The sequence below is a fragment of the Roseivirga pacifica genome, from assembly GCF_900111145.1.
Classification (GTDB): Bacteria; Bacteroidota; Bacteroidia; order Cytophagales; family Cyclobacteriaceae; genus Roseivirga; species Roseivirga pacifica.
In genome coordinates, this window is sequence record NZ_FOIR01000001.1 from 1,164,249 (window position 1) to 1,191,234 (window position 26,986).

Annotated in this window: 28 protein-coding genes and 1 riboswitch; of the genes, 19 read left to right on the forward strand and 9 right to left on the reverse strand. The window is 42.9% G+C overall.

Translation table 11 applies throughout. The features are described 5' to 3' along the window. Nucleotides 1–63 precede the first annotated feature (63 nt). The 13 genes from BMW98_RS05130 (at nt 64) to BMW98_RS05190 (ending at nt 12,997) form a co-directional block, all read left to right on the forward strand. Nucleotides 64–1,155 (forward strand): endonuclease/exonuclease/phosphatase family protein, encoded by a 1,092-nt coding sequence (locus tag BMW98_RS05130; protein ID WP_090257442.1) that lies wholly within the window; start codon nt 64–66, stop codon nt 1,153–1,155. Between the two features lie 25 nt (nt 1,156–1,180). Further along, nucleotides 1,181–1,370: riboswitch (cobalamin riboswitch) on the forward strand. A gap of 28 nt (nt 1,371–1,398) precedes the next feature. Further along, on the forward strand, nt 1,399–2,598 hold the full coding sequence (locus BMW98_RS05135) for an ABC transporter substrate-binding protein (protein ID WP_090257443.1): 1,200 nt from the start codon (nt 1,399–1,401) through the stop codon (nt 2,596–2,598). Between the two features lie 20 nt (nt 2,599–2,618). Further along, nucleotides 2,619–3,671 (forward strand): FecCD family ABC transporter permease, encoded by a 1,053-nt coding sequence (locus tag BMW98_RS05140; RefSeq protein WP_245733492.1) that lies wholly within the window; start codon nt 2,619–2,621, stop codon nt 3,669–3,671. 1 nt (nt 3,672) lies between these two features. Beyond that, a complete protein-coding gene (locus BMW98_RS05145) occupies nt 3,673–4,686 on the forward strand; it encodes an ABC transporter ATP-binding protein (RefSeq protein WP_090257445.1) in 1,014 nt (337 codons plus the stop codon). Then, nucleotides 4,673–6,541: a TonB-dependent receptor plug domain-containing protein gene (locus BMW98_RS05150; RefSeq protein ID WP_162844685.1), complete on the forward strand. Its 1,869-nt coding sequence runs from the start codon at nt 4,673–4,675 to the stop codon at nt 6,539–6,541. The genes BMW98_RS05145 and BMW98_RS05150 overlap by 14 nt, the downstream gene beginning before the upstream one ends. A 3-nt stretch (nt 6,542–6,544) precedes the next feature. Beyond that, nucleotides 6,545–7,228 (forward strand): Dph6-related ATP pyrophosphatase, encoded by a 684-nt coding sequence (locus tag BMW98_RS05155; RefSeq protein WP_090257447.1) that lies wholly within the window; start codon nt 6,545–6,547, stop codon nt 7,226–7,228. Between the two features lie 11 nt (nt 7,229–7,239). Further along, nucleotides 7,240–7,743, forward strand: a complete 504-nt coding sequence (locus BMW98_RS05160; RefSeq protein WP_090257448.1) for a bifunctional adenosylcobinamide kinase/adenosylcobinamide-phosphate guanylyltransferase — start codon at nt 7,240–7,242, stop codon at nt 7,741–7,743. Next, nucleotides 7,743–8,435 carry a Dph6-related ATP pyrophosphatase gene (locus BMW98_RS05165; RefSeq protein WP_090257449.1) on the forward strand — a complete coding sequence of 231 codons (693 nt, stop codon included), beginning with the start codon at nt 7,743–7,745 and terminating at the stop codon, nt 8,433–8,435. Before BMW98_RS05160 ends, BMW98_RS05165 begins: the two co-directional genes overlap by 1 nt. Continuing rightward, complete coding sequence (gene cobT / locus BMW98_RS05170; RefSeq protein WP_090257450.1) at nt 8,436–9,467, forward strand: nicotinate-nucleotide--dimethylbenzimidazole phosphoribosyltransferase; 1,032 nt, start codon at nt 8,436–8,438, stop codon at nt 9,465–9,467. 1 nt (nt 9,468) lies between these two features. Continuing rightward, nucleotides 9,469–10,248, forward strand: a complete 780-nt coding sequence (locus tag BMW98_RS05175) for an adenosylcobinamide-GDP ribazoletransferase (protein ID WP_090257451.1) — start codon at nt 9,469–9,471, stop codon at nt 10,246–10,248. Further along, a complete protein-coding gene (cobC, locus tag BMW98_RS05180) occupies nt 10,248–10,790 on the forward strand; it encodes an alpha-ribazole phosphatase (protein ID WP_162844686.1) in 543 nt (180 codons plus the stop codon). Before BMW98_RS05175 ends, cobC begins: the two co-directional genes overlap by 1 nt. Before the next feature lie 78 nt (nt 10,791–10,868). Next, a complete protein-coding gene (locus BMW98_RS05185; RefSeq protein ID WP_090257453.1) occupies nt 10,869–11,630 on the forward strand; it encodes a DUF547 domain-containing protein in 762 nt (253 codons plus the stop codon). A 104-nt stretch (nt 11,631–11,734) separates the two neighbouring features. After that, nucleotides 11,735–12,997 carry a serine hydrolase domain-containing protein gene (locus tag BMW98_RS05190; RefSeq protein ID WP_090257454.1) on the forward strand — a complete coding sequence of 421 codons (1,263 nt, stop codon included), beginning with the start codon at nt 11,735–11,737 and terminating at the stop codon, nt 12,995–12,997. 73 nt (nt 12,998–13,070) lie between these two features. On the opposite strand, the gene BMW98_RS05195 is transcribed toward BMW98_RS05190, so the two are convergent. The 5 genes from BMW98_RS05195 to BMW98_RS05215 form a co-directional block, all read right to left on the reverse strand. Then, complete coding sequence (locus BMW98_RS05195) at nt 13,071–13,466, reverse strand: hypothetical protein (protein WP_090257455.1); 396 nt, start codon at nt 13,464–13,466, stop codon at nt 13,071–13,073. Between the two features lie 223 nt (nt 13,467–13,689). Beyond that, entirely contained in the window at nt 13,690–14,043 is a 354-nt protein-coding gene (locus BMW98_RS05200) for a DUF5615 family PIN-like protein (protein WP_090257456.1), read from the reverse strand. After that, entirely contained in the window at nt 14,040–14,270 is a 231-nt protein-coding gene (locus tag BMW98_RS05205) for a DUF433 domain-containing protein (protein WP_090257457.1), read from the reverse strand. The genes BMW98_RS05200 and BMW98_RS05205 overlap by 4 nt, the downstream gene beginning before the upstream one ends. Nucleotides 14,271–14,344: 74 nt before the next feature. Then, nucleotides 14,345–14,908, reverse strand: coding sequence for a hypothetical protein (locus BMW98_RS05210; protein WP_090257458.1), 564 nt, complete (start codon nt 14,906–14,908; stop codon nt 14,345–14,347). A gap of 26 nt (nt 14,909–14,934) precedes the next feature. Then, nucleotides 14,935–16,287, reverse strand: coding sequence for a PhoH family protein (locus tag BMW98_RS05215; RefSeq protein ID WP_090257459.1), 1,353 nt, complete (start codon nt 16,285–16,287; stop codon nt 14,935–14,937). A gap of 165 nt (nt 16,288–16,452) precedes the next feature. Between BMW98_RS05215 and BMW98_RS05220 the strand changes: the two genes are divergently transcribed. Then, a complete protein-coding gene (locus BMW98_RS05220; protein ID WP_090257460.1) occupies nt 16,453–17,829 on the forward strand; it encodes a Gfo/Idh/MocA family protein in 1,377 nt (458 codons plus the stop codon). A 169-nt stretch (nt 17,830–17,998) separates the two neighbouring features. On the opposite strand, the gene BMW98_RS05225 is transcribed toward BMW98_RS05220, so the two are convergent. Further along, a complete protein-coding gene (locus BMW98_RS05225; protein ID WP_090257461.1) occupies nt 17,999–19,765 on the reverse strand; it encodes a sodium:solute symporter family protein in 1,767 nt (588 codons plus the stop codon). Between the two features lie 84 nt (nt 19,766–19,849). Here BMW98_RS05225 and BMW98_RS05230 point away from each other — a divergent pair, with 84 nt between their 5' ends. The 5 genes from BMW98_RS05230 to BMW98_RS05250 all read left to right on the forward strand — a co-directional run bounded on the left by BMW98_RS05230 (nt 19,850) and on the right by BMW98_RS05250 (nt 23,601). Beyond that, entirely contained in the window at nt 19,850–20,740 is an 891-nt protein-coding gene (locus BMW98_RS05230) for a nucleotidyltransferase family protein (protein WP_170836507.1), read from the forward strand. Continuing rightward, the gene (locus tag BMW98_RS05235) at nt 20,741–21,751 is read left to right on the forward strand and encodes an aminoglycoside phosphotransferase family protein (RefSeq protein WP_090257463.1); all 1,011 of its coding nucleotides are present in this window, start codon (nt 20,741–20,743) and stop codon (nt 21,749–21,751) included. Nucleotides 21,752–21,857: 106 nt separating this feature from the next. After that, nucleotides 21,858–22,430 (forward strand): YceI family protein, encoded by a 573-nt coding sequence (locus tag BMW98_RS05240; protein ID WP_090258219.1) that lies wholly within the window; start codon nt 21,858–21,860, stop codon nt 22,428–22,430. Between the two features lie 305 nt (nt 22,431–22,735). Further along, complete coding sequence (locus BMW98_RS05245; protein ID WP_090257464.1) at nt 22,736–23,239, forward strand: cupin domain-containing protein; 504 nt, start codon at nt 22,736–22,738, stop codon at nt 23,237–23,239. Between the two features lie 41 nt (nt 23,240–23,280). After that, nucleotides 23,281–23,601 (forward strand): heavy metal-binding domain-containing protein, encoded by a 321-nt coding sequence (locus BMW98_RS05250; protein WP_090258220.1) that lies wholly within the window; start codon nt 23,281–23,283, stop codon nt 23,599–23,601. A gap of 69 nt (nt 23,602–23,670) precedes the next feature. Here the strand turns inward: BMW98_RS05250 and BMW98_RS05255 are convergent, their stop codons facing one another. The 3 genes from BMW98_RS05255 to BMW98_RS05265 are packed head-to-tail and all read right to left on the reverse strand — an operon-like array spanning nt 23,671 to nt 26,986. Continuing rightward, nucleotides 23,671–24,315, reverse strand: a complete 645-nt coding sequence (locus BMW98_RS05255; protein ID WP_090257465.1) for an AlbA family DNA-binding domain-containing protein — start codon at nt 24,313–24,315, stop codon at nt 23,671–23,673. Nucleotides 24,316–24,363: 48 nt separating this feature from the next. After that, nucleotides 24,364–25,887, reverse strand: a complete 1,524-nt coding sequence (locus BMW98_RS05260) for a P-loop NTPase family protein (protein ID WP_090257466.1) — start codon at nt 25,885–25,887, stop codon at nt 24,364–24,366. A 1-nt stretch (nt 25,888) separates the two neighbouring features. Further along, nucleotides 25,889–26,986: a vWA domain-containing protein gene (locus BMW98_RS05265; protein WP_090257467.1), complete on the reverse strand. Its 1,098-nt coding sequence runs from the start codon at nt 26,984–26,986 to the stop codon at nt 25,889–25,891.

Sequence of the window (26,986 nt, forward strand, 5' to 3'; positions counted from 1 at the left end):
TTGATGCGGCTACTTTTTTGGTTAAATTCAGTCAAATGTTTTTAAACCTCAACCAACACGCACATGCCAAATTACTACGACCTATTGTCCGAATCGGAAATTGAAAAGCACGGACATCCGCGCTTTATCGAGCGGTCTTTAAACAAGCAAGAAAAGAAAAGAGCAATAAAGAAAATTCTCCAGATCAAGGAGAGTATAGTAGAGCAGGGCATTCCCAAAAAACAGGGGGATAATCTACTAGTTGCTAACTGGAATTTAAAGGAGTTCGGCCAAACCTCTAAGCACCCAGAGTTTCATTACTACATCGCAGAAATGATGTCCGCATTCGACTTGATTGTAGTTCAGGAGGTTAGGCGCTCTATCAGGGAATTGCAGATACTTGTGAATATTCTTGGGCAACATTGGGCATATGTGATTAATGACGTAACCGAGGGAAGTGCCGGAAATAGTGAACGTGGGGCAATTATTTATGACAAACGTAGGGTAGATTTTAATGGCTTTTCTGGTGAGTTGGTTGTTGTGGATGGACCGCAATTAAAACGCACGCCTCATATTACAGGCTTTATTTCAGGCTGGAAGCACTTTTCGATTATAAATGTTCATTTAGATCCTGGTAAAAAGAGTGAGAACAAGTTGCACAGGTATGATGAGCTAAAGCGGATAATGGAAACCATGAGCCCTAAGCTAAAAACACAGGGTTTAGGCTATGAAAACATCATTCTTACGGGAGATTTCAATTTTTACCCTAACATAGATGATGAATCGGTAGACTTACTTGCAGGTTACGACTTCAAACAACTAACCAAACTTGAATCTGTAGATACCACGCTGGCAAAGAATAACTATACGTATGACAGGGTTTTTATAAGGAGAGACAAGTATTTTGAAATAGTAAAGGGCGAAGATGGACTTGAAAAGGGCGGTACTTTGGACTTTAGGTCTTTGTTTGAAGATGATGTGGAAACTTATCGGGCCATGGCGCGAGAAGATTATCAAAGAAGAAATCCAAGCAAGACTTTTAATGAGGCAAACTACCCAAATTACTTTTGGGTACATTGGCTGTCGCGCCAAATGTCTGACCATTACCCTATATGGTTCGAACTAAAAACAGACTCTGCAACCACATACCTGAATTCAGCCTTTAGCAAACTTTAAATTATCAGATAAAATATTTTCCATACATTTGCGCTACCTCAAGGGTTTCCGATAAGCTGATTGTCGGAATTAAAAGGGAATCGGGTGAGAATCCTGAACAGTCCCAGCTGCTGTAATCCCATTTGTTGTTTGCCAATTTTGCCACTGCTCATGTAGGAGCGGGAAGGCCGGTAAACAGGGAAAGTCAGAAGACCTGCCTTTGTTGATGTTCACTAAACCGCTTTCTGAGGAAAAGCCCATAGTATGCAGAGACTAAGATTTAAACATTACCACCGTTGGGCGGACAACACCTTGCCGTGGTTACTTTTGCTAGCACTTTTTGTAGGCTGCAGCTCATCCAATAAATCATCGGAAGACGCCCAGTCTTTCGACCCGAATCACGACTATTTTCCCGAAAAGATTTCCATAGATCATGCCGTTGGTTTTGATGTGGCCTACCATAACAATTGGAAGGAGCTACAGATATTTAGGCATTACAACGATTTTGTAGATACGGTTCGTTTTGCCTTGGTGCAAAAAGGTACGCCAAAACCAAAAGGGTATGCTAAAAACCGTACCGTTCAGGTGCCGGTAGCACAAATTGGCTCAATGTCTACTACCCACATTGGCATGTTCGAAATGCTGAATGCCTTGGATAACCTTAAGGCTGTGGAGACAGCCAAATATATTTCGAGCGAAAAAGTACATAAGCTAATTGAGGATCAGAAGGTGTTGGAATTGGCGCCTGCGGGTATGCTCAATACCGAATTGGCCATAGCTTCTGAAATAGATGTGCTGCTAGGGGTTGGTTACCCGAACTCTCAAAACGATAGCTATCAAGAGTTGGAAAATGCAGGCATCCCCGTACTCTTGAATGCCGACTGGCAAGAGTTCAACCTGCTTGGTCGTGCCGAATGGGTAAAGGTTTTAGCGCTTCTACTTAACAAAGAGAAGGAGGTGAACACGGCCTTCTCAAAGATTGAAAGCGAATACAACGAGGTACTTCAGCTAGTAGAGAACAAGGTAGAACAAGGGCCAATGACAATCACAGGAATTGCCCAAGGCGATGCCTGGTTTGTGGCAGGTGGTAAAAGCTTTGGTTACCACGTGCTGGAAATTGCCAATGTGCAATACCCTTGGAGCAATGATAAATCTACCGGAAGCCTGAAGCTTGACTTTGAAACCGTATATGAATTTGGCCTGGAAGCCGACTACTGGATGGTGCCAGGTAGCGCCAAGTCGTTAAGCGATATTGAGCAACGCGACATGCGCTATACAGACTTTAAATCTTTCCGTAAGCAACAGATTTATAATATTTACGGCCGCTATACCGAGGGCGGAGGCAACGATTACTACGAATCTGGGATTGTAAATCCACAGGTGATTTTGAAAGACGTGGTGCGCATATTTCATCCAGAACTATTGCCCGATCACGAGCTTGTCTACTACGCGCAATTGCAATAATCAACTTTAATTAATTTTTGGTGAACACTCCTTCAACAGGTCTTAGTATTAGAGCCTTTGTGGTGCTATTTATTGTAGTACTCGGCCTTTTCTTGCTCAATTTGGGCTTAGGTTCGGTAACCATTCCTATTGATGAAGTGGCCAAAATACTGCTTGGGCAAACTGTTGAAAATGAGGCTTGGCAGAATATTATCCTGAAGATCAGGTTGCCGCGAACCATCACTGCGGTATTGGTAGGCGCAGCGCTTTCCGTTGGTGGCTTGCAAATGCAAACACTGTTTCGGAATCCGCTGGCTGGCCCTTCTGTTTTGGGTATTACGGCCGGTGCCAGCTTGGGCGTGGCGGCCATAATGCTGGCAGCAGGCAGTGCCACCACGGCTTTTGCCATTCGTTCTTTGGGTATTGGTAGTAGTTGGCTCATTGTGTTGGCATCTTCCGTTGGTGCTTTCTTGGTACTGCTCATTATTTTGGCAATTTCTTACCGTATTCGCGACAATGTGGTAATGCTCATTGTTGGCATTATGGTGGCGAATATTACCATTGCCGTGGTAAGCATTTGGCAATACTTTTCAGACCCAGAGCAAATTCAAGAATACATTTTATGGACTTTCGGAAGTCTTGGTGGTGTTACAACTCATCAGCTAGGTGTTCTTGGCGGAATTGTTGGAGGGGGTATTTTAGCCACTTTTCTACTTTCTAAAACGCTAAATGCCTTGCTTTTGGGTGAAGATTATGCCCAAAGTATGGGGCTGAATATTAGGCGTTCGCGCATGCTCATCATTTTTGTGACCAGCGTGCTTGCCGGTGCTATTACTGGTTTTTGCGGCCCAATAGGCTTTGTGGGAATTGCAGTTCCGCATCTTACACGCAGCTTCTTGAACACATCGGATCACCGCTTGCTTATACCGAGTTGTGTGTTGGTAGGTGCCATACTTATGCTCTTTTGTGATATTATTTCGCAGGTGCCGGGCAGCACCACTGTGCTACCAGTAAACGCCATTACTGCTATGATTGGCTCGCCAATCGTCATCTGGATAATTGTAAAGCGAAGAAACCTAAAATCGAGTTTTTAAGATGAGTAAAGGCATTTTACATACCGAGTCGCTTTCCGTTGGCTATACCGCTAAGTCATCACAAAAAACAGTGCTTTCTGGCTTAAATCTCGATTTGAAAAAGGGTGAGTTAACCTGTTTGCTTGGGCCAAACGGTAGCGGTAAGTCCACTTTAATCCGATCGATAGCAGGCATCCAAAAACCACTTTCGGGCCAAGTGGATTTGCTTGGCAAACAATTGAGCGAGGTTAGCCCGAAAGCATTGGCCAAGCAATTAAGCTTGGTGCTTACTGATAGAACCGCCCCCGGAAACCTGACGGTTTATGGGCTGGTATCATTAGGCCGTTTTCCATACACCAGTTGGATGGGCAGCCTTTCGGCACAAGACAAGAGCATTGTGCAATGGGCATTGGAGTCCACGGGCACGCTTCAGTTTGCCGATAGACACATTGGTGAATTAAGCGATGGCGAACGCCAAAAAGTAATGATTGCCCGCGCTTTGGCACAAGAAACAGACTTGATCATTTTAGATGAGCCTACCGCGCATTTAGACTCACCAAATCGCATTGAAATTTTCCACTTGCTACGAGAGCTAGTGGCTAACGGTCAGCGTGCGATACTCATTTCAACACACGACATAGAAACCGCTTTGGCTAATGCCGATAAGCTTTGGTTAGTGTCGGATCAAACCATACACCAAGGCGCTCCAGAAGATTTGGTGCTCAATGGTGAATTGGAAAAGGCTTTTTCCAAAGAGGGGCTTTCGTTCAATTATTCGCTAGGGCGATTCGAGAAAGAAAAGGCCAGGGAAGGAGCTAAAATATTACTGCAAGGGGATGGTCAGCGCTTTCACTGGACAAAGAGCGCTTTGCTCAGGGCTGGCTTTCAGCTAGTAACCACTAATGAAGATTTTTCGGTTGCTGTGGAGGAGACAGCAACCAAAACGCCTTGGCTGGTTCAGGGTGAATTTCAAATCAGTTCAATTGAACACCTACTTATAAAATTAAATCAACTCAATGAAGATGAAATGGAATAGGGCGCTTGCCCTTGGTGCACTTTTGGCCACGGCTGGCCACGCATCGTTCGCACAACAGGAAGAATCGAAAGATTTGGGTGAAGTGGTAGTTACAGCAAGCCGCTTCGAAACCCCAATCGAAAAGTCGGGTAAGGTGATTTACCAAATTACCGCGGCCGATATTCAAAAAATGCCGGGCAGAAATGTAGCCGATTTATTGAACACTTTGCCGGGAATAAACATAGATGGAGCCTATGGTACACCAGGCACTAACTTGGATTATAACATCCGTGGAGGCAGAAACAAGCACACCTTGATCTTAATTGATGGGTTACCAATTAATGATGCCTCTTCAATTGCAAATGACTACGATTTAAGGCTATTGAATGCCAATGAAATTGAGTCGATTGAAGTGCTAAAAGGTGGTGCAAGTACACTTTATGGCACTAATGCAGCTGCTGGGGTAATCAGCATTAAATTGAAAAAAGCGACAAGTGAGGACCCAAAAGTTACGCTTACGCAGGACGTAGGTTCCTTCCAAACCTCAAACACCAATGCCGATGTTCAAGGCAAAGTAGGCAAGTTGAGTTACTTGGCGGGAGGTTCTTTTTCCATAAGCGAAGGTATTTCTGCTGCGGAAGATAATGACCCGACAATAGAGTTTGACAAAGACGGATTCTACCGCTATACAGGAAGAACAAAGCTCGGATACGATTTTTCAGAAGCATTTTCGCTTCAAGGTTTACTTTCTTACGAAAAGCTAAAGTCTGACTATGATGATGGCGCTTTTGCCGATGCAGACAACGAGTTTGATATTCGTCAGGTTACTTTCGGTTTAAGCCCACAATGGAAATATAGAGGCGGAAAACTCTCGTTGAAAACTAATTTCAACCGAATTAGACGAGAGTTTATTTCTGCCTATCCTTCTACCGCAAAAGGCAAGAGTTTTCAGGCCGATTTGAGTAATGATTATGCACTAAATGATAAAGTAAAAACCATTGTTGGTGTGCAGTATCAATCGTACAAATTCCAAAACGGAGATGAAGAGCCAAACCAATCGAACGTTGATCCATATGTAAACGTGATGGCAGATATTGTAGGCGGATTAACCCTGAACGCTGGCGTTAGACTAAACATTAACAGTGAATACGGTTCAAACTTTGTTTACATGGTGAACCCTTCTTATCTAATTCCAATATCAGAAGATGCCAAGCTAAAGCTTTTTGGTAGCTACTCTACCGCGTTTATTGCGCCAAGCTTGTACCAGTTGTTTGCAGAGTTTTACGGGAATCCTGACCTAGAAGCAGAGTCTACGGAGTCTTTAGAGTTTGGGCTTTCAATTTACCTTTCAGACAAGCTGACCTTGAATGCTGAGTATTTCGATCGTACGGAGGAGAATGCAATTGACTTTGTTTCGCAGTTCGATGATCAGGGTAACTACATTGGTGGTGGCTACGACAACGTAGCAGGCGAGCGAGAAATTGATGGATTTGAGCTTGACTTAACCTGGAATGTACTTGAGCAGTTTAGGTTAACCGGCCACTTTGCTGACTATAATTTTGGTAATCCAGATCAGTTCTTCCGAATCCCAAGTCAAAAGTATGGTGTTTCTGGTCAGTATACCTTCGCTAACACTCAGGTTGGCCTAAACTATAGCTACTTTGGCGATAGAGAGGCAGCCATTTTTAGTGATCCATACCAAGTTACGCTTGATGGTTACAACATGGTTGACCTTATCATTTCACACGAATTGTTCGATGGTGATTTGGTGTTTACAGGTGCGGTTTATAATCTGCTTGATGAAGACTTTGTTGGTGTTTATGGCTTCAGCACACGCCCTGCTAACTTCACAATTGGTGTAACTGCCAAGTTTTAATTAATGAAGAGTAATCAACAAAATGGCGGTTCTTTCCTTTGCTCTTGGAGTGGAGGAAAGGACAGCTATTTTGCTTTTTACAGGGCAGTTCAGCAAGGCTATAAACCTAAGGTTTTACTCAATACCCTTAATGAATACGGAGATAAATCGAGGTCTCATGGTATTCCGAAGGAGTTATTGGAGCAACAGGCTAAAGCTGTTGGTTTACCCATTGAGTTTATTGAAACCACATGGGAGACCTATGAAGAACGCTACATTGCAAAGCTTAAAGAGTTGCACGAAAAGTATGCGTTTACCCATGCGGTGTTTGGCGATATTGATATTGAATCGCACAGGGCCTGGGAAGAAAAAGTAGCCAACGCTGCAAATGTGAAGGCAGTTTTACCCCTTTGGCAAGGCGACCGAAAGGAATTGGTAGAGGGGATGATTACTGCGGGCATAAAGACGATGATCGTTTCTTGCCGTAAAGAGTTGGCTGATAGTTTGTTGGGTGAGGTGATAGATGGTTCGCTGATAAAAAAGTTTGAAGAATTAGGGATTGATGCTTGCGGAGAGAATGGTGAGTACCATACTTTTGTGCTTGATGGACCGCTTAATGGTACGACTATTGCGGTCGATACCGGGTCGGTAAAAACACACAACACGTATGCATTTTTAGACCTTCATCGTACTACTTTTCAGACTTAAACTGCACGTTTATGATCTACTACATTACAGGAGGGCAGCGTTCAGGAAAGTCAAGTTACGGGCAAAAACTGGCCCTGAGTCTTTCGGATAACCCAGTTTATTTGGCAACATCGCGCCACTGGGACGGAGACTATGAAAAGCGAATTGAACGGCACAAGGCCGATAGAGACGAGCGTTGGGAGAATATTGAAGAGGAGAAATATTTGAGCACCCTAACGCTTGAAGGAAAAGTTGTTTTAGTTGACTGTGTTACCCTTTGGCTGACGAATTTCTTTGTTGACACAAAGAATGATGTGGACGAGTGTTTGCGCTTGGCAAAGCAAGAGTTTGCAAAACTCATAGAACAGCAAGCCACATTCATTTTCATTAGCAATGAAATTGGCATGGGAACACACGCGCATACAGAAGTTGGAAGAAAGTTTACCGATCTGCAAGGTTGGATGAACCAGTTCATTGCTGCTAGGGCAGATGAAGCTTGGTTAATGGTATCAGGAATTCCAATGAAACTAAAATAATGACTGAATTTTCCCTTTTTAACTGGAGTGGTGGTAAAGACAGTGCTTTGGCGCTATACCATTCGCTAAAAGATGATTCCCATCAAATAAAACGGCTGCTTACTTCTATTAATATTGAAACCGAGCGCATTTCTATGCACGGAGTTAGGCTTAGTTTGCTCGAAAAGCAAGCCTATGCCATTGGCATTCCGTTAAGCATTTTGTGCTTGCCCGGAGAAATTACAATGGAGGAGTATGACCAAATGATGAGGATTCAGATGAACCAAGTAAAAGAGGAGGGGATTACAACTTCTGTTTTTGGAGACATCTTTTTAGAAGACCTAAAAGCTTACAGAGAACAGCGACTTGAAGAAGTTGGTCTCTCAGGTAAGTTTCCTTTATGGAAAAGAGATACCACCGAGCTAGTGCACGAATTTATCGATTTGGGCTTTAGAACTATGGTTGTGTCTGTAGATGGTAGCAAGCTCGACCAGTCCTTTGTAGGGCGAGAAATTGACAAAGCTTTTTTGAATGATTTGCCCGAGGGAGTAGACCCATGCGGAGAAAACGGGGAGTTCCATTCCTTTGTTTTTGAGGGGCCAATCTTCAAAGAACCAATTCAGTTTGAGCGCGGAGAAGTTGTTGCCAAAGAATACAATTTATCGAAGGAAAACGATGAAACCGTAACCTATTGGTTTCAAGATTTATTTTAAATGAACTGGAATATTCAGCCTTTAAAAGAGGAAGTTAAAAAAAGCTTACAGCACAAAATAGACACAAAAACCAAGCCTTTGGGCGCTCTTGGTCAACTAGAAACCTTGGCCTTGCAAATAGGCTTAATTCAGCAAACAACATCGCCCAAACTAACCGAGCCGCACCTTATGGTTTTTGCGGCCGACCATGGCATTGCTACTTCGGGAGTAAGTGCATATCCACAAGAGGTAACCCATCAAATGGTGCTCAATTTTTTGGCCGGAGGAGCCGCCATAAATGTATTTGCAGCACAGCATAACATTACGCTTAAAGTAGTAGATGCAGGTGTAAACCACAGTTTCGAAAATGTTCAGGGCTTAGTAAATGCTAAGGTAGCCTTTGGCACCGAGTCGTTTTTAAACGGGCCCGCCATGACCATGGCGCAGTGCAAACAAGCACTAGCCAAGGGAAGCGACTTAGTAGAAGAAATAGCGAAAACCGGCTGCAACGTAGTAGGTTTTGGCGAAATGGGAATTGGAAATACATCGTCAGCTTCAATGCTGATGCACGTGGTTACGGGTATTCCTTTGCAAGAATGCATTGGTGCCGGAACCGGCCTCAATAGCCAAGGCTTGAAGCAAAAATATGAGATACTAAGCAGTGCGTTATCGGCTAATGGTAAACCCAATAATGCGCACTCAATATTGGCTACATATGGCGGTTTTGAAATTGCCATGATGTGTGGTGCAATGCTAAAAGCAGCCGAGCTCAAAATGCTGGTTTTAGTAGACGGATTTATTGCTACTTCGGCTTTTCTAATGGCTGCGGAGTTCAATGCTTCTGCAAAGGAGTACGCAATATTTTGCCATAAAAGCGATGAAAAGGGACACGCACTTTTGCTAGAATTTTTAGAGGCAAATCCGTTACTCGATTTGCAAATGAGGTTGGGAGAGGGAACCGGATGTACCATGGCCTATCCAATAATACAATCGGCTGTTAATTTCTTAAACGAGATGGCCAGTTTCGAGTCGGCCGGAGTTAGTGACAAATAGTATGAGACAGCAGATCAGAATCTTCTTTACCGCTTTAATGTTCTACACACGTATTCCATGCCCCAAATGGGTAGATCATTCTGAAGACTACATCAATAAAGCCACTCGCTACTTTCCACTAATTGGCTGGATAGTTGGTGGGTTTGCCTTTGCATTTTATGCACTCTTCAATTGGCAGAATGAACCTGCAGTTGGTATTGTCTTTTCAATGATTGCCAGCGTATGGATTACGGGAGCTTTTCATGAAGACGGATTTGCCGATGTTTGCGATGGTTTTGGCGGTGGCTGGACCAAGCAAAAAATCCTCGATATAATGAAGGATAGCCGTGTTGGGGCCTATGGAGTTATAGGAATGATACTGCTTTTGGGACTCAAATTTCTGCTGATTTTCCGCTTATCACAGCTATTCAATCACCAAATGGTGTATATGGCCGCCATTATAATTTCGGCCCATAGCATGAGCCGATTCATGGCTGCAACTTTTATCTTTACTCATGAGTACTCACGATCAGATGCGACTTCTAAAGTGAAGCCGATAGGGAAAAAGATTTCCTTCTTTGAGCTGCTTACCGCAGCATTTTTTGGCCTTTTCCCCCTCTTAATTTTTGAGCAGTTAGCTGTGTTCCTGCTGGTGCTTCCGCTGTACCTAACCAAATGGTTATTGGGTAGGTATTTTCAAAAGTGGATAGATGGATACACGGGTGATTGCCTCGGAGCTACTCAACAAATTACTGAAGTAGTGTTTTACCTAAGTGTATTAATAGGTTGGAAATTTATTTAGTGCGACACACAAGGCCCAATGTGCGAAAGGGCATTTGTTACGGTCAAACAGATTTGGACTTGGCCGATTCTTTTATGACAGACAGAAAGCTGGTAGATGCAAAAATGCCAGTGAATATCGACTGTATTTATACTAGTCCGTTGCAGCGTAGCGAAAAGCTTGCACGCTCGCTTCACGAAAACATCGTGGTAGATGATAGGCTGAAGGAGCTCGATTTTGGAGCCTGGGAAATGAAGCCTTGGGATGATATTCCGAAGGATGAAATAATGCCTTGGATGGATGATTTTGTCAACCATAAGGTGCCAGGTGGAGAGAGCTTTATCGACCTTAAAAACCGTTGCGAATCGTTTATAACCGAGCTGAGCAAAAAGCCTTATAAAAAGGTGGTTATTGTTACTCATGCCGGTCCTATTAGGGTGTTTTTGGGTACGTTCTTAGAAATGCAACCAAAGAATTTCTTCCGTTTAACTTCTGGCTATGGCGGTGTTTCCCGCATAGATGTTGGTGAGCAAAGGGTAGAGGTTACCTACATGAACAGATAGTGGGTACATGTTGTGCAGCGGACAATCCTTTGCAACAAGACAATACGTAAGTATGTTATAACTCAAAAGTTATACATCATGCAAAAAGTAGCGCTTACTCTAATTACCGCATTTGTCTTGTTTGCCTGTAGGGCAGAAGCCACAAGCTTTAAAACAGCGGGTAAACCCGATCATTCACAGTGGACAGCTCTTTTACAGAAGTACGTGGCCAGTAATGGCCTAGTGAATTATCAAGGGTTTATTAGCGAAAAGGAGAGATTGGATGCTTATACAGAAGAGCTTTCTGCAAATCCGCCTGCTGATAACTGGTCGAGAGAGGAGAAGTTAGCCTACTGGATTAATGCCTATAATGCTTTTACAGTCAAGCTCATAGTTGATAATTATCCGGTGGAAAGCATCAAGGATTTGAATCCGACCATTAGCCTGCCTACAATCAACACGGTTTGGGCAAAAGAGTGGTTTAAAATTGGGGGCGAAGACTTTAGTCTAGACAGAATAGAACATAAAATTCTTAGAAAGGAATTTGATGAGCCGCGCATTCACTTTGCGGTCAACTGTGCTTCAATATCTTGCCCAGTGCTGCTTAATGAAGCGTTTGTGGCAGATAAAATTGACACGCAATTAAGCCAGCAGGCCAAGGTGTTCTTAAACGATAAATCGAGAAACGTGATTAAAAAGGACGAAGCCCAGCTGTCAAAAATCTTTTCTTGGTTTGGTGGAGACTTTACTAAAGGACAAACACTGGTGGAGTTTTTGAACAAATATTCAAACACCAAATTGGCGAAAGATGCTAAAATCAAATTCCTTGATTACGATTGGAATTTGAATGATACTAAGTAATCTTTATACACGTTGTATAAATCGAAATACTGCTTGCTAAGCAGTATTTTTTTTGATGTTTTATTTCTTATACTTGTACCCTTTATAAAAAGGGTCAAAATTCTATGCTACAAGCGTACCGGCTGCTTCTACTCATTCCTATTCTAACCATTTGTACCTCAGTAACCAATGCACCAAGCTTGGTAAGAAAAAGCAACCCTGCCGACCCGATTGCTGCAATTTTAGAAAACACTGCCAATGCCCTAGACCCGATTGACTCTATGGTAAATCGCGTAATGCGTAGTTTAAGATTGGTGGGTGCTTCGGTGGCGGTGGTAAAAGACGAGCGCTTGGTTTATGCCAAAGGATTTGGCTATGCAGATAGAGAAAATAAAGTAGCTGTAACCAAAGATCACCTGTTTAGAATTGGCTCAGTTTCAAAGTTAATAACCGCAATAGCTGTGCTTAAATTGGTAGAGGATGGAAAGCTAAGCTTGGACGATTATGTTTTTGGCGAGCGTGGTGTGCTAAAAGGTGCCCCATATACCGGAATAAAAAACCGAAACGTCTATCAGATCAAAGTGAAGCATTTGCTTAATCACACTTCGGGCTGGAGTTTGCTTACCTATGGCGACCCTATGTTTATACCGCAAAAAATTCACCGGATGGATAAGGTGAGTTACCCAATAGAATTTGATGATGTAATAAAGTTTGTGCTCACTAGGCATTTGCCATATCGCCCGGGTACGCACTTTAATTATAGCAACTTTGGCTACTGCCTGCTGGGCCGTGTTATTGAGGCCAAAACAGGCCAGGATTATGAGGCTTGGGTGAAAAATGAAATACTGGCGCCAAACGGTATTACCGATATGGAAATAGCAGGAAGCTTTGAAAAAGACCGCTTGCCAAACGAGGTGAAATACTACGACTTTAGTGCCGATAATCAGCAGTTAGCCTTTAACGGTAGTGGACAAATGGTTTACAAACCATACGGAGCCGATGATATTGAAATGCTGGGGCCTGCTGGTGGGTGGTTGGCTACTGGTGCCGATTTAATGCGCGTGTTGGTAATGGTTGATGGTTATTCTAAACGCTATAAGGATATTTTGAGTACCGATTTAGTCGATAAGATGGTAAACGGTGTGAGTGGTGTTAACAGGCCGTTGGGCTGGCGAAGTACTAATGGCGAACACTGGTGGCGAACCGGAACCCTCTCGGGTACTTCGGCCATTCTTACAAGAGATTTAAACGGTTACTCGTGGGTGGTGGTAACCAATACAACGCCTCGCAGAGGTAGCTTTACCAGCACCAGCCGGTGGGCAATGCGCGAAGGCATTAAAATGGTAGACAGTTGGCCAAAACACGACCTGTTTCAGCAAATGCCATAAATGACAAAGGCCGATCCCCCGACCGGCCTTCAACCAAAAATTAACCCTACTAAAGACTATTTTCTTACTAAAACTATTGCGTTACTTGGTAAAAGCTGCTTCCCGCATATTCATTTAGAAAATCAGCTTTGTTTACTAATTGACGAAGTGATTCGTTGGTTTTTGGATCACCTTCTCCTAAAAGTTCACCATTTGCATCGTATACCTTCACTTTGTTGGTTTCAGTCAATGCTTCCACTTCTTCAATAATTACTTCTTCTAGAGAAAGATCTTCTTGAGTTGCGAACATTTCGTCAATCTCTGTCAGCAACTCGATTTCGAGTGCTGACATTTTTCTTTCATCTTTTGAGTTTGCAGTGCCAGCCTGAAAAAGCGTGATGACCGCCAGGCATATTGCTAAAATGGCACTTAAGTTTTTAACTTTTGTTCTTGAGTTTTTACTGCTTGATTTAACCTCTGAGCTATTCATGACCGTGTTGTTTTGAGTTTTTGACATTTTTTAAAATCTGACCTGCCATTCTATAGCCAATCCGTGTGCCAAAACTTTTAATCAACAGAAAATCAAATAGTTACGGGTTTGTGTTCGAAAGTGTACAAAAAAAGATGTACTAAAAACGTACACCTATTGATTGGTTTCTGAACAGTTTTAAGTGTGCTTTTTTGTGGCTATTGATTAATTGGGCAGCTAGAAGTTAGTCTCTTTCGATAATGCCTTCATTATTTAACTCAAGAAATGAACTTCTCTTTACAGCTTGAGCAATGATTAAGGAGTTGTCCCTGAAGAGATCAAAGAGTTTTCTGTTTTTAGTATTCCCCGTAGTTATTAGGAATAGTCTTTTTGGTTTGGAAAGGGTAATGTGAGAATAGTAGAAGTCTGAATCTTTTGTAATGAGCATCAAGTCGTTTTCATCAGCATAAGCTTGAATTTCGGAGTCTGGGGTTGTATCTCCTTTTGGTAGCTCAATCACATGAGTCGCTTCAATACCGATAGAAGCTAAAATCTCTTTTAGCAATTGTGGTAATTGGGCATCAATTAGAACCCTCATGAAGAAAGCCGAGTATAGCCTGAATATTTTGTAAGTTTTGTGGCATAAGCTAAACAGGCTAAAATATCTTCTTCTTCTAAAGATGGATATTCTCTTAATATTTCTTCGTGTGTTTCACCGGCAGCTAGTAAGTCCAAAATTAAATCGACAGTGTATCTTTTATTGCGAATGGTAGGTTTACCATGGCATATGTCGGGGTTAACAGTAATTCGACTTAAAATATCCATGAAGTGAATTTACGAAATATTTGAGCTAATGTGTCAGATAAATGCTCGGTTTAAATAGGGCAGGTGTTTTTTGTTTAAAGTACGCCAAGCTCCTTTCTAGATTCTTCTTTTAGCACTATGCTCATTAAACTAAGCCTTTTTGAGTCTTCAAAACCCATTTCTTTTCTAATCTCTTTTAAAAAATCATCTGACGCATTTATCATTTGTTTTGTACTTCCTAGTTTAGAAAGGATGGATAAATTGGATTCGTACTCTAAATACTTTGTAATAAGTCTTTCACTTCCCCAGTTCATTAGCCCTCTTTTAAATAACATCATTTCTGATGACACCTTATGGTTGATATTATTCTTGCCTTTCAGTGTGTTTCCGAAAATCTCGAATAGCATTTCGTAAAAATGATCATAAACTTTTTGTTTCTCCTTAAGAATCAAAAGGTCATATTCTCTCTGTTTTACTTTGTTATTCGATATAGAAACAGTCAAGACAGAGGTCAATGCAGCTAATATTATTGCAACAATTCCAAAAACTGCAATTTTATCTTCAGGGCTTTCTAAATACCATAAAGCCCATATCAAGAGGGCACCAAGGAAAAGTGAAAGTAGAAATGTAAGAGTGTATTGAAGTGTGTTTTTTCTCATACTTAAACATTAAATAGTATTTATGGTCACAACATCTCATTCGCCAAGTTAGCCAACTCAGACCTTTCACCTTTTTCTAGCGTAATGTGTGCGTAGAGCGGATGATCTTTCACCCTGTCAATAAGGTATGAAAGCCCATTGGACTGCGAATCCAAATACGGTGTATCAATCTGGTGGATGTCTCCTGTAAACACGATTTTTGTGTTTTCTCCAGCTCTTGTAATAATGGTTTTTATTTCGTGAGGCGTTAGGTTCTGCGCTTCGTCCACAATAAAGAATATGTTCGACAAACTGCGCCCACGAATGTAGGCCAAAGGTGTAATCAGCAGCTTTTCCTTATTCACCATTTCGGTAATGGCTTTAAACTCTTTATCGGTTTCGCGGTACTGGTTCTGAATAAACTTGAGGTTATCCCAAAGCGGTTCCATGTATGGGTTAAGCTTCGACTTAATGTCGCCAGGCAAGTAGCCAATGTCCTTATTGCTCAACGGAACGATAGGTCGTGCCAAGTAAATTTGCTTAAACTCTCTACGTTGTTCCAATGCACCAGCAAGTGTAAGTAGCGTTTTACCGGTACCCGCTACACCCTGTATGGTTACCAGCTTTACTTCCGGGTTCATTACCGCATGAATAGCAAAAGTCTGTTCGGCATTGCGGGGCTTTATGCCTGAAATTGGTCGCTTGTCTACCTTCTCAATGGTTTCGTCCATAGAGTTGTAGTAGGCCAGTACAGAGTTTTTATCGCTTTTTAATATAAAGTACTGGTTGGGTTGCGCCTTTTTGCGCTTTAACACCTCCTTTGGTGAAAGCGTGCCATCCTCATAAAGGTGGTTGATCAGGTCAGAATCTACCTTTTCAATTTCAATTTTACCTTTTCTGAGCGAGTCTACATTCTTGATCTTTCCAGTTTCATAATCCTCAGCAGGTAAGCCCATCGACTTGGCCTTCATGCGCAGGTTTATATCCTTCGAAACCAAAATTACTTTACGATCAGGGTTTTCGTCCTTCAACCTGAGGGCGGCATTCAAAATGCGGTGGTCGTTCTTTTTTTCACCAAAAACACGGTTGGCATCCACTTGATTTTCGCCCGAACCGGCTTCCATTACTACTTTAAAACTTCCGCGGGTTTTTCCGTTTAGCGGAATCCAATCTTGTAACGATTTGTCTTTAGCCAGTTTGTCGAGCAGGCGAGTAAACTCCCTTGCTTCAAAGTTTTTGGTGTCGTTTCCCTTTTTAAACTGGTCTAGTTCTTCCAACACGGTAATCGGAAGCCCAACATCGTGCTCCTCAAAATTCATGATGGCGTTGTGTTCAAAAAGTATTACGGAGGTATCGAGTACGAAAATTTTCCTGTCAGTCGACTTCTTGGCTCTCGGCATATATTCTTCGGATAAGAAAGGTTAGAACTTGTTTTAATTTAGTAAATATTCGACTGAAACAAGTGCCCAGCGCATTGTTAATATTTAGATAATATCAATTATGGTAACAATGGGCTGGTATTAAATGAATTAGTATTTTCAAGCTCAACTTTTTAATAGATCGATATGACATTCAGCTCAAATCAGAACTCACGGAGGAAATTTATTAAGTCAACAGCCTTGGCGGGCACTGCCATGTCTTTGGTTTCACCATCCATGCTTTTTGGCGAAACAAAGGCCGAAAAGATTAGGCTTGCTTTTATTGGAACGGGCGAAAGAGGTCGCGGCCAGCTTAGCGTGGCGCTCTACAGAGACGATGTGGAAATTACGGCTTTGGCCGATCCGAATGCCGAGGTATTGAACAAAGCGGCCAAAATGGTAGAGGAGCGACAAGGCAATAAGCCGGCCCTTTATGGTAATGGTGATTACGACTACAAAAAGCTATTGGAGCGTGACGATGTAGATGCGGTTTACATTGCTACCCCTTGGGTTTGGCACGTGCCTATGGGGGTTGATGCCATGCGGGCTGGTAAAGCTGTGGCCATGGAGGTTTCTGGAGCGACTGACCTGCAAGAGTGCTGGGACCTTGTGAATGTGCAAGAAGAAACTGGCACACCGTTTATGTTTATGGAAAATGTGAATTATCGCAGAGATGTAATGGCGGTAATGAACATGGTGCGTGAAGGACTTTTTGGCGAAATGATTCACTTAGAAGGCGGCTATCAGCACGATTTGAGAGGGGTGAAATTTAACGATGGGAAGTCTCCATATGGTCAAGGTGTGAAGTTTGGCGATGAAGGCTACAGCGAATCCAAGTGGAGAACCAATCATTCGGTGCACCGAAATGCAGAGCTTTATCCAACACATGGGTTAGGGCCGGTCGCCACTACGGTAAATGTGAACAGAGGGAACCGTTTTGAATATCTTACCTCAATGGCTACAAAATCGCGCGGTTTGCATGAGTACATTGTAAACCATCCGAATGGTGGCAAAGATCACCCAAATGCCAAAGTTAACTTTAGGTTGGGCGATGTGGTGACCACCTTAATTAAAACCGCAAACGGTGAAACCATTACCCTAAACCACGATACCAACTTACCTAGACCGTACTCTTTGGGTTTCCGTTACCAAGGTACCAAAGGTCTTTGGATGGACATAAATGACTCATTGTATGTGGAGGGCGTGAGTGAGCCGCACCGCTGGACGGACGATAAGGCGTTTATGGAGAAGTATGATCACCCGTTGTGGAAGAAATATGGTAAGCAAGCTGCTACTGCCGGCCATGGCGGGATGGATTTCTTTGTAATGCATGCCTTTATTGAGGCATGGAAACGCAAAGCACCAATGCCGCTCGATGTATATGATGCTGCCAGCTGGATGGCCGTAACTTGTCTATCGGAAGAGTCGATTTCTAAGGGTAGTGAGCCGGTGCAGTTCCCAGACTTTACACGAGGCAAGTGGATTAACCGAAAGCCTATTTTCGCTTTTGATGATAGTTATTAAGGATAAAATATCGTCATTCTGAGTCCCGAGCATTCGGGACGAAAGAATCTGCCCGATAAATGCACTGCAATTAACAAACAGATTCTTTTGCTCGACTATTTCTCTAAGGAGAAATTTTCTCGCTCAGAATGACGACTCTAAGGCTTTTGTGACGCCTTTATGTCTTAGTCTAAAAACTCAGCTTTCTCCAAATTCTGATTAAGCCGATTGAAGAAGCAACAGTGATTACTGCTAGAATCACACCATTGGTTAATTCGCCATATACCAGCATACCAATGGCGAACAGTGCGCTGTAAACAATAAAAATCCCTAAGATCACAGCCATTAAATCTGCACTGAATTTTCCGGTGCCTTCTTTCAGGCTCACGCCAGCGAACTGCATTTTAGTCTTAAATCGGTTCCAGCCCATGCCATAGGGCGTTACCAAATTGTAGAATTTCTCTAGCGTTTTATCGTCCTCTGGTTTGGTTAAGAAGGTAACCAACACCCAAGTAACGGTGGTAATCCCCACGCCCAAAATTAACTCCCAATGACTTTCTAGTCCGGTAGGGAATGCTTTGAGTAAGACGGCAACAATAAATGATACGATCATACCACTGATCTCACTCCACGCATTAACGCGCCACCAGAACCAGCGCAGAATAAAGATTGAACCTGTGCCAGCACCAATTTGTAGCAATATTTCGAATGCCTCCAAAGCATTTTCGAGCACTAAGGCCAAAAGGCCAGTAAAAATCATGAGTACAACTGTTGAGATTCTTCCTACCATTACTTTCTCTTTTTCGCTGGCTTCTGGCTTTACAAAACGCTCGTAAAAATCGTGTACTAGGTAAGAAGATCCCCAGTTTAAGTGTGTAGAAATGGTTGACATAAAAGCAGCGATAAGCGATGCCACTACAATACCCAAAAGCCCACTTGGCAGGTTCAATAGCATGGCCGAATAGCCAAGGTCATCCTTAACAATTTTCTCGCTAATGTCAGGGAAAGCGGTTTGAATGCTTGCCAAGTCCGGATAAACCACCAAAGATGCCAGCGCAATAATGATCCACGGCCAAGGGCGCAATGCGTAGTGCGTTACGTTAAAAAGCAGGGTAGCTAAAACTGCATGTTTTTCGTTTTTGGCAGAAAGCATACGTTGAGCAATGTAGCCACCGCCACCAGGTTCTGCACCCGGATACCAAACACTCCACCACTGAACGGCCAGCGGCACAATGATAAGTGGCACATAAGCTGCCGGATCGCTAAAGTCAGGTAGAATATTCAACTTATCTGTAACATTAGGATGCGTAAGTAAAGTGTCTAAACCACCAATCTCTGGCATATTCATTACGTAAATGGCGGCACCAACGGAGCCTACCATGGCAATAATAAATTGAAGGAAATCGGTGAGAATAACGCCACGTAAACCACCAAGGGAGCTATAAATCACCGTAATAATTGAGGCAATAAGAATGCTTTGCACTGGGCTGAGACCAAACAGTACACCTCCGATTTTTATACCCGCAAGTGTTACGGTAGCCATAATCATTACATTAAAGAAAAAGCCTAAGTAAATGGCACGGAAGGCACGGAGAAAGCGTGCTGCTTTTCCACTGTACCTAATTTCGTAAAACTCCAGATCGGTCATTACGCCCGACTTGCGCCACAATTTGGCGTAAATGAATACGGTTACCATTCCCGTAACCAAAAATGCCCACCACGACCAGTTACCGGCCACACCATTTGTTCTTACTATGTCGGTTACCAAATTGGGGGTGTCAGCTGAAAAAGTGGTGGCAACCATGGAGACACCAATAAGCCACCAAGGCATGTTTCTACCAGATAAGAAAAACTCTTTGGCACTAGAACCTGCTTGTTTTGAAACACGGATACCAATGACAAGGAAAACGACAAAAAATAAGGCAATTATGCCCCAGTCTAAAGTGGATAGATTCATAATAAATAGGTTGAACAATTGGTTTCTATGGAGTTTTTAAACAATTTCAAACCGACAAGTTAAAAACTTTTTTAAGAGGAAATTATGGATTTAACCTTAGTAGTTTTAGCGGCAGGAATGGGAAGCCGTTATGGCGGAAACAAGCAGTTGGACGGTATTGGCCCAAATGGTGAAATTATCATGGATTACTCAATTCACGATGCCATTAATGCCGGCTTTACGAAAGTGGTGTTCATCATCAGAACCGACTTAAAAGAAGCTTTCGAAAACCACTATGCGGAGCGTTTTAAAGGCAAGATCAAAATGGAATATGCCTTCCAAAACGAATACACTGAGCATACTGCTCCTTATGAGCCAATTCGCAAAAAACCTTGGGGAACAACACACGCAGTACTTGCCGCCAAGCACTTAATTAACGAACCCTTTGTGGTAATTAATGCTGATGACTACTACGGTCAGGAGTCTTTTAAAGAAGTGGTGGCAGCCATGAAAGACTTGAAAGAGAATGAGTACCTAATTATGGGGTACGAGCTTGTGAATACCCTTTCTGATCACGGAACGGTAAACCGCGGTGTTTGTCAGGTAGATGAAAACATGCACTTGGTAGGAATAAAAGAGACCCTTTCTATAGGTAAGAAAGACGGTAAAATTTCTTATGAGGAAGATGGCGTAACCCATGAATTGAGCCCAGATACGTATGTTTCGATGAATTTCTTTGGCTTCCCTCCATCTGTTTTGCCATTGTTCGAAGAAAAGTTCATTGCTTTTGTAGAAGAAAACAAAGAGTCGCCAAAGGCTGAGTGCTTTATGCCTGTTGAGGTAGGTAACCTTATGAAGGAAGGCAAGGCTGTGGTAAAAGTTGTTCCAACATCAGCTTCGTGGTTGGGTGTTACTTACAAAGAAGACAAGGAGCACGTTGTAGCCGGCATTAAGCAAATGGTTGCTGATGGTACTTACCCAGAAGAAGTAAAGTAAATGAGGGCAGAAGAAGCCTTAAAATATTTTCAAATTGAAGGAGCAGTCGAACAGATTGCTCCTTTTGGTTTGGGGCATATTAACGATACCTATATAGTCCGCACTAGCGAGGGCGAATACCTGTTGCAGCAAGTGAATACACAGGTGTTTAAAAAGCCTGAAGTGCTCGAACAAAACATTGCCAGGGTTGTACAAAAGTTTCCGAAGCTGTTTCCAGCGCAGTTAAAAGCTACTGAAAATAGGTATCACCTTATTGGCCAAGACTTTTGCTGGCGCATGCAAGCATTCATGTCCGATACTTATTCGCCAAACGAGGTGAAAAGTGAAGCAGAGACCCGTGCAGTGGCCAGCGGCTATGCACAAATGATGGCTGCTTTTGTAACGGAGGATGCGAGCAATTATGAGTTGCCAATTCCGCGTTTTCACGATCTGAACTGGCGACTGGAGCAGCTCGATGATGCTATAAACACCAATTTTAGCAATAGGCTGGAAGGTTCGAAAACCGAGTTGGAAGGCATTAATTCTTTTAGGTGGGTGGCTGAAAAAATGGATGAACTTATTGCTGAAGGTTTACCGCTTCGTTTATGCCATAATGATACTAAAACCGGTAATATCCTTTTGAATAAGGCAGATAAGTCTTTTGCCAAAGTTATAGACTTAGATACGCTTGGGCCGGGTTATGTGCTGAATGATTATGGTGATATAATGCGATCGTTGTTCACCATTGCTCCAGAAAACGAAGCAGACCATACTAAGATTGTGGTGCGTCCAGCATACCTCGATATTCTGAAGGAAGAGTTCCAGTCCCTATTAGCACAGAAACTCACGCCAATAGAGCTGCAAACCCTTGAGTTTGGCGGTTTGTGTATGACATACATTACGGCCATAAGGTTTTTTACTGACTACCTGAACGGAGATATCTATTACAAAACCAGTTTTGATAAAGAGAACTTGGTTCGCGCCAAAAACCAGCTGAGGTTGTTAGAGCTGATGAAGGATTATGTAGATTAGGGTATCGGCCTCACACATCGTCACAGTTTTTGATGATTAACTGAACATCTTGTGGCAATTCACGTTACGCAATTAATGTACATACATGTATACTAAACTATTAATGATGAAAAAGATACTCTTTACACTATTAGCAGTGGTTGTTGCTACGGCATTCAATACTGCTCAGGCTCAAACCTGGAAAGTTGATCCTGCTCACTCAAGCATTTTGTTCAATGCAAAACACTCTGGTATTTCCTTTGTAAACGGTCGCTTCGATCAGTTTGAGGGAACAGTTGAAGGTGGCAAAGTAGATGATTTTAGCGGAGCTAAAGTAGCGTTTACGGCACAAACTGCTAGCATTAATACCAATGTTGAACCAAGAGACAATCACTTGAGGTCGGCAGACTTTTTTGATGTAGAAAATCACCCAACATTGACTTTTGAGAGCACTTCTTTCAAAAAGAAAAAGGGGAGTACATATGAAGTGGTTGGTAACCTAACCATGCGAGGTAACACCAAACAAGTTACGCTTACGGCAGAGCACATTGGCTCTACAAAGAACCGTAGTGGGAAAGATTTGGTTGGCTTCAGGCTGCACGGAGAGGTAGATAGAACAGAATTTGGTGTAAATGGAGCCTCAGGTTCCGTGGCGCCAATCATCGAGATCATCTGTAACATTGAGATGTCAGTGCAGTAGTTAGGCTTTAAGCATATAAGGTATTGAAGGCTTCACATGTGTGAGGCCTTTTTGTTTCGCAGTCTTTTGGGGTTTGCATAATAGACACACAAGACTTGTGGGTTAGAGAATAAGCTTTGACAGACTTTTAATTACTAACCTCGCTATAGCTTTGGTCTCGCAGGGTTTCGCTAATCTAAGTTTGTCAAAGTTGAACTTTTGAAAAAGCAGCCATTCACTGGCAGATTCAAGGCCTCACTTTAAGTGAGACCTTGATTTTATGGCTGGTTTGTAACCGCATTTTTTCATCTTATCTTTCATGTACTATGGCGAAAACACCCGAATACTGGATAGAAAAACTCAAGCTGCAGGAGCATCCCGAAGGAGGTTTCTTTAGCGAAACTTATCGTTCCGATGAACAGGTAAATGTTGAGGCTTTACCTGAACGATATGGCAGTGCCAGAACTTTCGGCACCTCCATTTACTTTTTACTTAAACCAGATAGTGTTTCCAATTTTCACCGTTTAAAGTCAGACGAAATCTGGCACTTTCATCAGGGTGGTGCAGCTACCATCCACATGATTTCACCTACTGGAGAGCTGAGTGATAAAACCATTGGTGCCGACTTGGAAGACGGGCAAAGCCTTCAAGTAATAATTCCTAGAGGCCATTGGTTTGCTGCCGAAGTTGTAGCTGGCGACTACATTTTGGTTGCTTGTACTGTGGCGCCAGGTTTCGAATTTGAGGACTTTGAATTGGCCGGTCGCCAAGACTTATCATCCGCTTATCCGCAGCACCAAACTTTGATTGAACGATTTACGAAAGATTAAACGTGTCCATTGGACAATCACTCAAAATCAAAAGAACAAACATGTTATTATCTACTACAAATTCCATTGAGGGGCATACCATTAAGCAATATCATGGCGTAATTTCTGGTGAAGCCATCATTGGTGCCAACCTCTTTAAAGACATCTTTGCAAGCATTACCGACTTGGTTGGTGGTCGCTCGGGGTCTTACGAGCGAGTGCTTCGCGAAGCTAAACAGAATGCCATGCAAGAGCTGGAATATAATGCACGAGCGCTTGGCGCAAATGCAGTTGTGGGCATCGATTTGGATTACGAAACCATTGGACAAAGCTCTAGCATGTTGATGGTAACGGCTAGCGGAACTGCCGTTACTTTCGAATAAATACCCTGTGGTTTAATAGGTTAAGCCAACGGTTTTCTATCTAAGCTACCTGATGTTTTCAGGTGGCTTTTATTTTTTTAGCGAATATAAATCCCCTTTGGGCGAGGGTTTAACTTCGAGTACATTGGCCAATACAAGGCGGATTAGGGTTCTTGAGGCTACAAAAGTTGGTAATTGGCTGCTTTTGGCGAACTCCTGTAGACTCAGCTGTTCTTTCTCATCTAGCAACTTCAGCAAAGTGTTCTCTTTGTCGCCATAGGTAAACTGAATGTCTTTTGCTTTAAGGCGCCTGCGAATGATTTCGCGCATTTCCCTGCTGGCCTTTAGGCTTTCATCGGCACAGCGAATGTAAGCGGTGCCTTGTCGTGTTTTTGGATTGTCTTTTACAAAGTGAGGCTTTTTGTGGCTTTCTTCAATTTGAAAAACGGCAATTCCTTTTTTCTCATTTACACGAATTATTTCTACCGAATAATTGAGCTTTGGTCGAATGAGTTTTTCGATAGCATCTTCGACCAAAAAGGTTTCTCCATCAATTTCGCGCACGCCATTGGCATCGCCATTGTCGTCTACTCCCAAAAGCAAGGTGCCCCCGTTTGAGTTGGCAAAAGCCACCAGCTCCTTCATGATTTTTTCAGGGTAATTGGCCTTCTTTTTAAACTCTAGCAACTGCCCTTCGCCTCGCTTGGCCAACCTTTGAACATCTTTCAACTCCATCTTCCCAAATTGCTTACCAAGCTAAATTAAGGTGATACGGTTTTAAATTTAGCTCAAATCGTCCTCGTCCAGATCGTCAAGGTCTGGCATAGAGAACATGCTGCTGAGCAGGTCTTTAAATCGGGTACCGGTATCCAGCGCACTTTTGCTCAGTTTGCTGTATTCGGCCAAACCATGCAGGGCGAATTCCATTAAGAAAACCTGCTCGTGTTTGTTGGCTTCTTTATGATGCTTTTTAACCAAATCGGCAAGCCCTGGCACACTGTTCAAGGCTAGTTCATATTGTTCGTTTGAAAGATCGTTCAACAAATCGATGGTGTAGCCTTCGCCAAACCAATTGATAATGGCTTTGAACGGATTGTCGCTTTTCCCTTCCTTATTTTTGTCATCTGGCTTAGGGAAATAGTCCGTAAACATGGTACGAATGGCTTTGCCCACAAGGTTGTGCGCCACAATGCCAGCTCCTTCTTGCTCTCCTTCATAAACCAATTCTACCTTGCCGGTAATGGCAGGAATAACGCCAATAAAATCCGATACACGAATGTAGGTTTGGTTTTCGCCATTGATCAGGGTTCTGCGTTCTGCTGCGCTCAACAAGTTTTCATAAGCAGAAATGGTCAAACGTGCCGATACGCCACTTTTCTCATCCACATATTCGCTATCTCTAGCTTCAATAGCCACCTGCTCAATCAGGTCTTGGGCAATCTGGTTTACCACTACTTTGTCTTTCTGCGGCTCTTTAATTTTGGCCTCTTGAGTAGTGATTTGCTTGCTGATATCACGCGTTTTCGGGTAATGCGTGATAATCTGGCTGTCAATTCTGTCTTTCAGCGGAGTTACAATGCTACCACGGTTGGTATAATCTTCCGGATTGGCCGTAAACACAAACTGAATATCGAGAGGCAATCGCAATTTAAATCCTCTTATCTGAATGTCGCCTTCTTGCAGAATGTTGAACAGCGCTACTTGAATACGCGCCTGTAAATCGGGCAACTCGTTGATCACGAAAATGCATCGGTGCGAGCGCGGTACTAGTCCGTAGTGAATCACGCGTTCGTCAGAATATGGCAGTTTAAGCGAGGCCGCTTTAATCGGATCTACATCACCAATTAGGTCGGCAATAGAAACGTCTGGTGTGGCCAACTTTTCGGCATATCGTTCGCTGCGATGCAACCAACCGATTGGTGTTTTTTCGCCAAGCTCGTGCACTTTGTCTACTCCGTATCGGCTTAGTGGCTGTAGTGGGTCATCATTCAATTCACTCCCTTGAATTACGGGAATGTATTCATCTAGCAATGCTGTCATTTGGCGGGCAATTCTGGTTTTTGCCTGGCCGCGTAGCCCCAATAAATTCATGTTGTGCATGGAAAGAATAGCACGTTCTATGTCGGGAATCACGGTGTCTTCATAACCCCAAATACCTTCGAAAGTAGGTTCCTTGCGTTGGAGTTTGCCTATGAGGTTGTCGCGTAATTCTTGCTTAACAGATTTGCTTTGGTAGCCGGTTGCTTTTAGTTCGCCCAGCGTATGTATTTTTAATAATTGATCTGCGGTCAATTCTGTATAATTCATCTTAGAACTTTTTTCTTCGGTTTTTACGATAGTCTTCGAATATCAAATGGCCCAAGCCTTTCAGGCTACTGTAGTAAGCATTGCCATTATTCGTTTTGGTAAACTCTTGTACAAATTGCTTTAGGTATGGGTCTGAGGCAATCATAAAGGTGGTTACCGGAATGCCTAGTCTGCGGCACTGTGTGGCCAGATTAAGCGTTTTGTTTAAAATTTTTGGATCGAGGCCAAAAGCATTTTTATAGTACTTAATGCCCACTTTCATACAAGTGGGTTTGCCATCGGTAATCATAAAAATCTGCTTGTTGGCATTCTTTCTTCTGCGCAAAATATCCATAGCGAGTTCCAGCCCGGCAATGGTATTTGTGTGGTAAGGGCCAACCTGTAAGTAGGGCAGGTCTTTTACCTCAATTTGCCAGGCATCGTTACCAAACACAATTACGTCTAGCGTGTCTTTTGGGTACTTGGTTTGAATAAGTTCAGCCAAAGCCATGGCTACTTTTTTGGCAGGTGTAATACGATCTTCACCATATAGGATCATAGAGTGCGAAATGTCGATCATCAGTACGGTGGAGGTTTGCGTTTTGTACTCATTCTCCACCACTTCCAGATCGTTTTCGGTCATCATAAAATCGCCATAACCATGGTTAATCTGGGCGTTTCTTATGGAGTCCGTCATGGCAATTTGCTGCAGCGAATCGCCAAACTCAAATGGCCTGCGGTCGGTGCCGGTTTCATCGCCCGTGCCTGAGATGTTGGTTTTATGCTGACCTCTGCCAGATTTTTTCAGCTTGCCGAAAATCTCTTCTAGAGCCGATTTGCGAATGGCTTGGCCGGTTTTTCCTGTCACCTCAAAGTTTCCCTCTTGGTTTTCTTCGGTTAGGTAGCCTTTTTCTTTCAGTTCGTCAATAAAATCGCCAATGCCGTAGCCTTCTGGCGTAATATTATACTGCTTGTCCAAATTAGTGAGCCAAGACAGTGCTTCGGAAACATCGCCTCCGGTTATGCTTACCAGCTGTAAGAAAACATCGAGCAGATTATCGAAAGCAGAAGAACCTTGAGCCGGTTTGGGAATGAATTTTGAAAATCGATAGCCTTTCAT

Excerpts from the sequence above, each read along its gene's own strand:
- BMW98_RS05130 (WP_090257442.1), top strand. The coding sequence starts at position 64 with ATGCCAAATTACTACGACCTATTGTCCGAATCGGAAATTGAAAAGCAC.
- BMW98_RS05135 (WP_090257443.1), top strand. The coding sequence starts at position 1,399 with ATGCAGAGACTAAGATTTAAACATTACCACCGTTGGGCGGACAACACC.
- BMW98_RS05145 (WP_090257445.1), top strand. The coding sequence starts at position 3,673 with ATGAGTAAAGGCATTTTACATACCGAGTCGCTTTCCGTTGGCTATACC.
- BMW98_RS05150 (WP_162844685.1), top strand. The coding sequence starts at position 4,673 with ATGAAATGGAATAGGGCGCTTGCCCTTGGTGCACTTTTGGCCACGGCT.
- BMW98_RS05155 (WP_090257447.1), top strand. The coding sequence starts at position 6,545 with ATGAAGAGTAATCAACAAAATGGCGGTTCTTTCCTTTGCTCTTGGAGT.
- BMW98_RS05160 (WP_090257448.1), top strand. The coding sequence starts at position 7,240 with ATGATCTACTACATTACAGGAGGGCAGCGTTCAGGAAAGTCAAGTTAC.
- BMW98_RS05165 (WP_090257449.1), top strand. The coding sequence starts at position 7,743 with ATGACTGAATTTTCCCTTTTTAACTGGAGTGGTGGTAAAGACAGTGCT.
- cobT (WP_090257450.1), top strand. The coding sequence starts at position 8,436 with ATGAACTGGAATATTCAGCCTTTAAAAGAGGAAGTTAAAAAAAGCTTA.
- BMW98_RS05175 (WP_090257451.1), top strand. The coding sequence starts at position 9,469 with ATGAGACAGCAGATCAGAATCTTCTTTACCGCTTTAATGTTCTACACA.
- BMW98_RS05185 (WP_090257453.1), top strand. The coding sequence starts at position 10,869 with ATGCAAAAAGTAGCGCTTACTCTAATTACCGCATTTGTCTTGTTTGCC.
- BMW98_RS05190 (WP_090257454.1), top strand. The coding sequence starts at position 11,735 with ATGCTACAAGCGTACCGGCTGCTTCTACTCATTCCTATTCTAACCATT.
- BMW98_RS05195 (WP_090257455.1), bottom strand. The coding sequence starts at position 13,466 with ATGAATAGCTCAGAGGTTAAATCAAGCAGTAAAAACTCAAGAACAAAA.
- BMW98_RS05200 (WP_090257456.1), bottom strand. The coding sequence starts at position 14,043 with ATGAGGGTTCTAATTGATGCCCAATTACCACAATTGCTAAAAGAGATT.
- BMW98_RS05205 (WP_090257457.1), bottom strand. The coding sequence starts at position 14,270 with ATGGATATTTTAAGTCGAATTACTGTTAACCCCGACATATGCCATGGT.
- BMW98_RS05210 (WP_090257458.1), bottom strand. The coding sequence starts at position 14,908 with ATGAGAAAAAACACACTTCAATACACTCTTACATTTCTACTTTCACTT.
- BMW98_RS05215 (WP_090257459.1), bottom strand. The coding sequence starts at position 16,287 with ATGCCGAGAGCCAAGAAGTCGACTGACAGGAAAATTTTCGTACTCGAT.
- BMW98_RS05220 (WP_090257460.1), top strand. The coding sequence starts at position 16,453 with ATGACATTCAGCTCAAATCAGAACTCACGGAGGAAATTTATTAAGTCA.
- BMW98_RS05225 (WP_090257461.1), bottom strand. The coding sequence starts at position 19,765 with ATGAATCTATCCACTTTAGACTGGGGCATAATTGCCTTATTTTTTGTC.
- BMW98_RS05230 (WP_170836507.1), top strand. The coding sequence starts at position 19,850 with ATGGATTTAACCTTAGTAGTTTTAGCGGCAGGAATGGGAAGCCGTTAT.
- BMW98_RS05235 (WP_090257463.1), top strand. The coding sequence starts at position 20,741 with ATGAGGGCAGAAGAAGCCTTAAAATATTTTCAAATTGAAGGAGCAGTC.
- BMW98_RS05240 (WP_090258219.1), top strand. The coding sequence starts at position 21,858 with ATGAAAAAGATACTCTTTACACTATTAGCAGTGGTTGTTGCTACGGCA.
- BMW98_RS05245 (WP_090257464.1), top strand. The coding sequence starts at position 22,736 with ATGGCGAAAACACCCGAATACTGGATAGAAAAACTCAAGCTGCAGGAG.
- BMW98_RS05250 (WP_090258220.1), top strand. The coding sequence starts at position 23,281 with ATGTTATTATCTACTACAAATTCCATTGAGGGGCATACCATTAAGCAA.
- BMW98_RS05255 (WP_090257465.1), bottom strand. The coding sequence starts at position 24,315 with ATGGAGTTGAAAGATGTTCAAAGGTTGGCCAAGCGAGGCGAAGGGCAG.
- BMW98_RS05260 (WP_090257466.1), bottom strand. The coding sequence starts at position 25,887 with ATGAATTATACAGAATTGACCGCAGATCAATTATTAAAAATACATACG.
- BMW98_RS05265 (WP_090257467.1), bottom strand. The coding sequence starts at position 26,986 with ATGAAAGGCTATCGATTTTCAAAATTCATTCCCAAACCGGCTCAAGGT.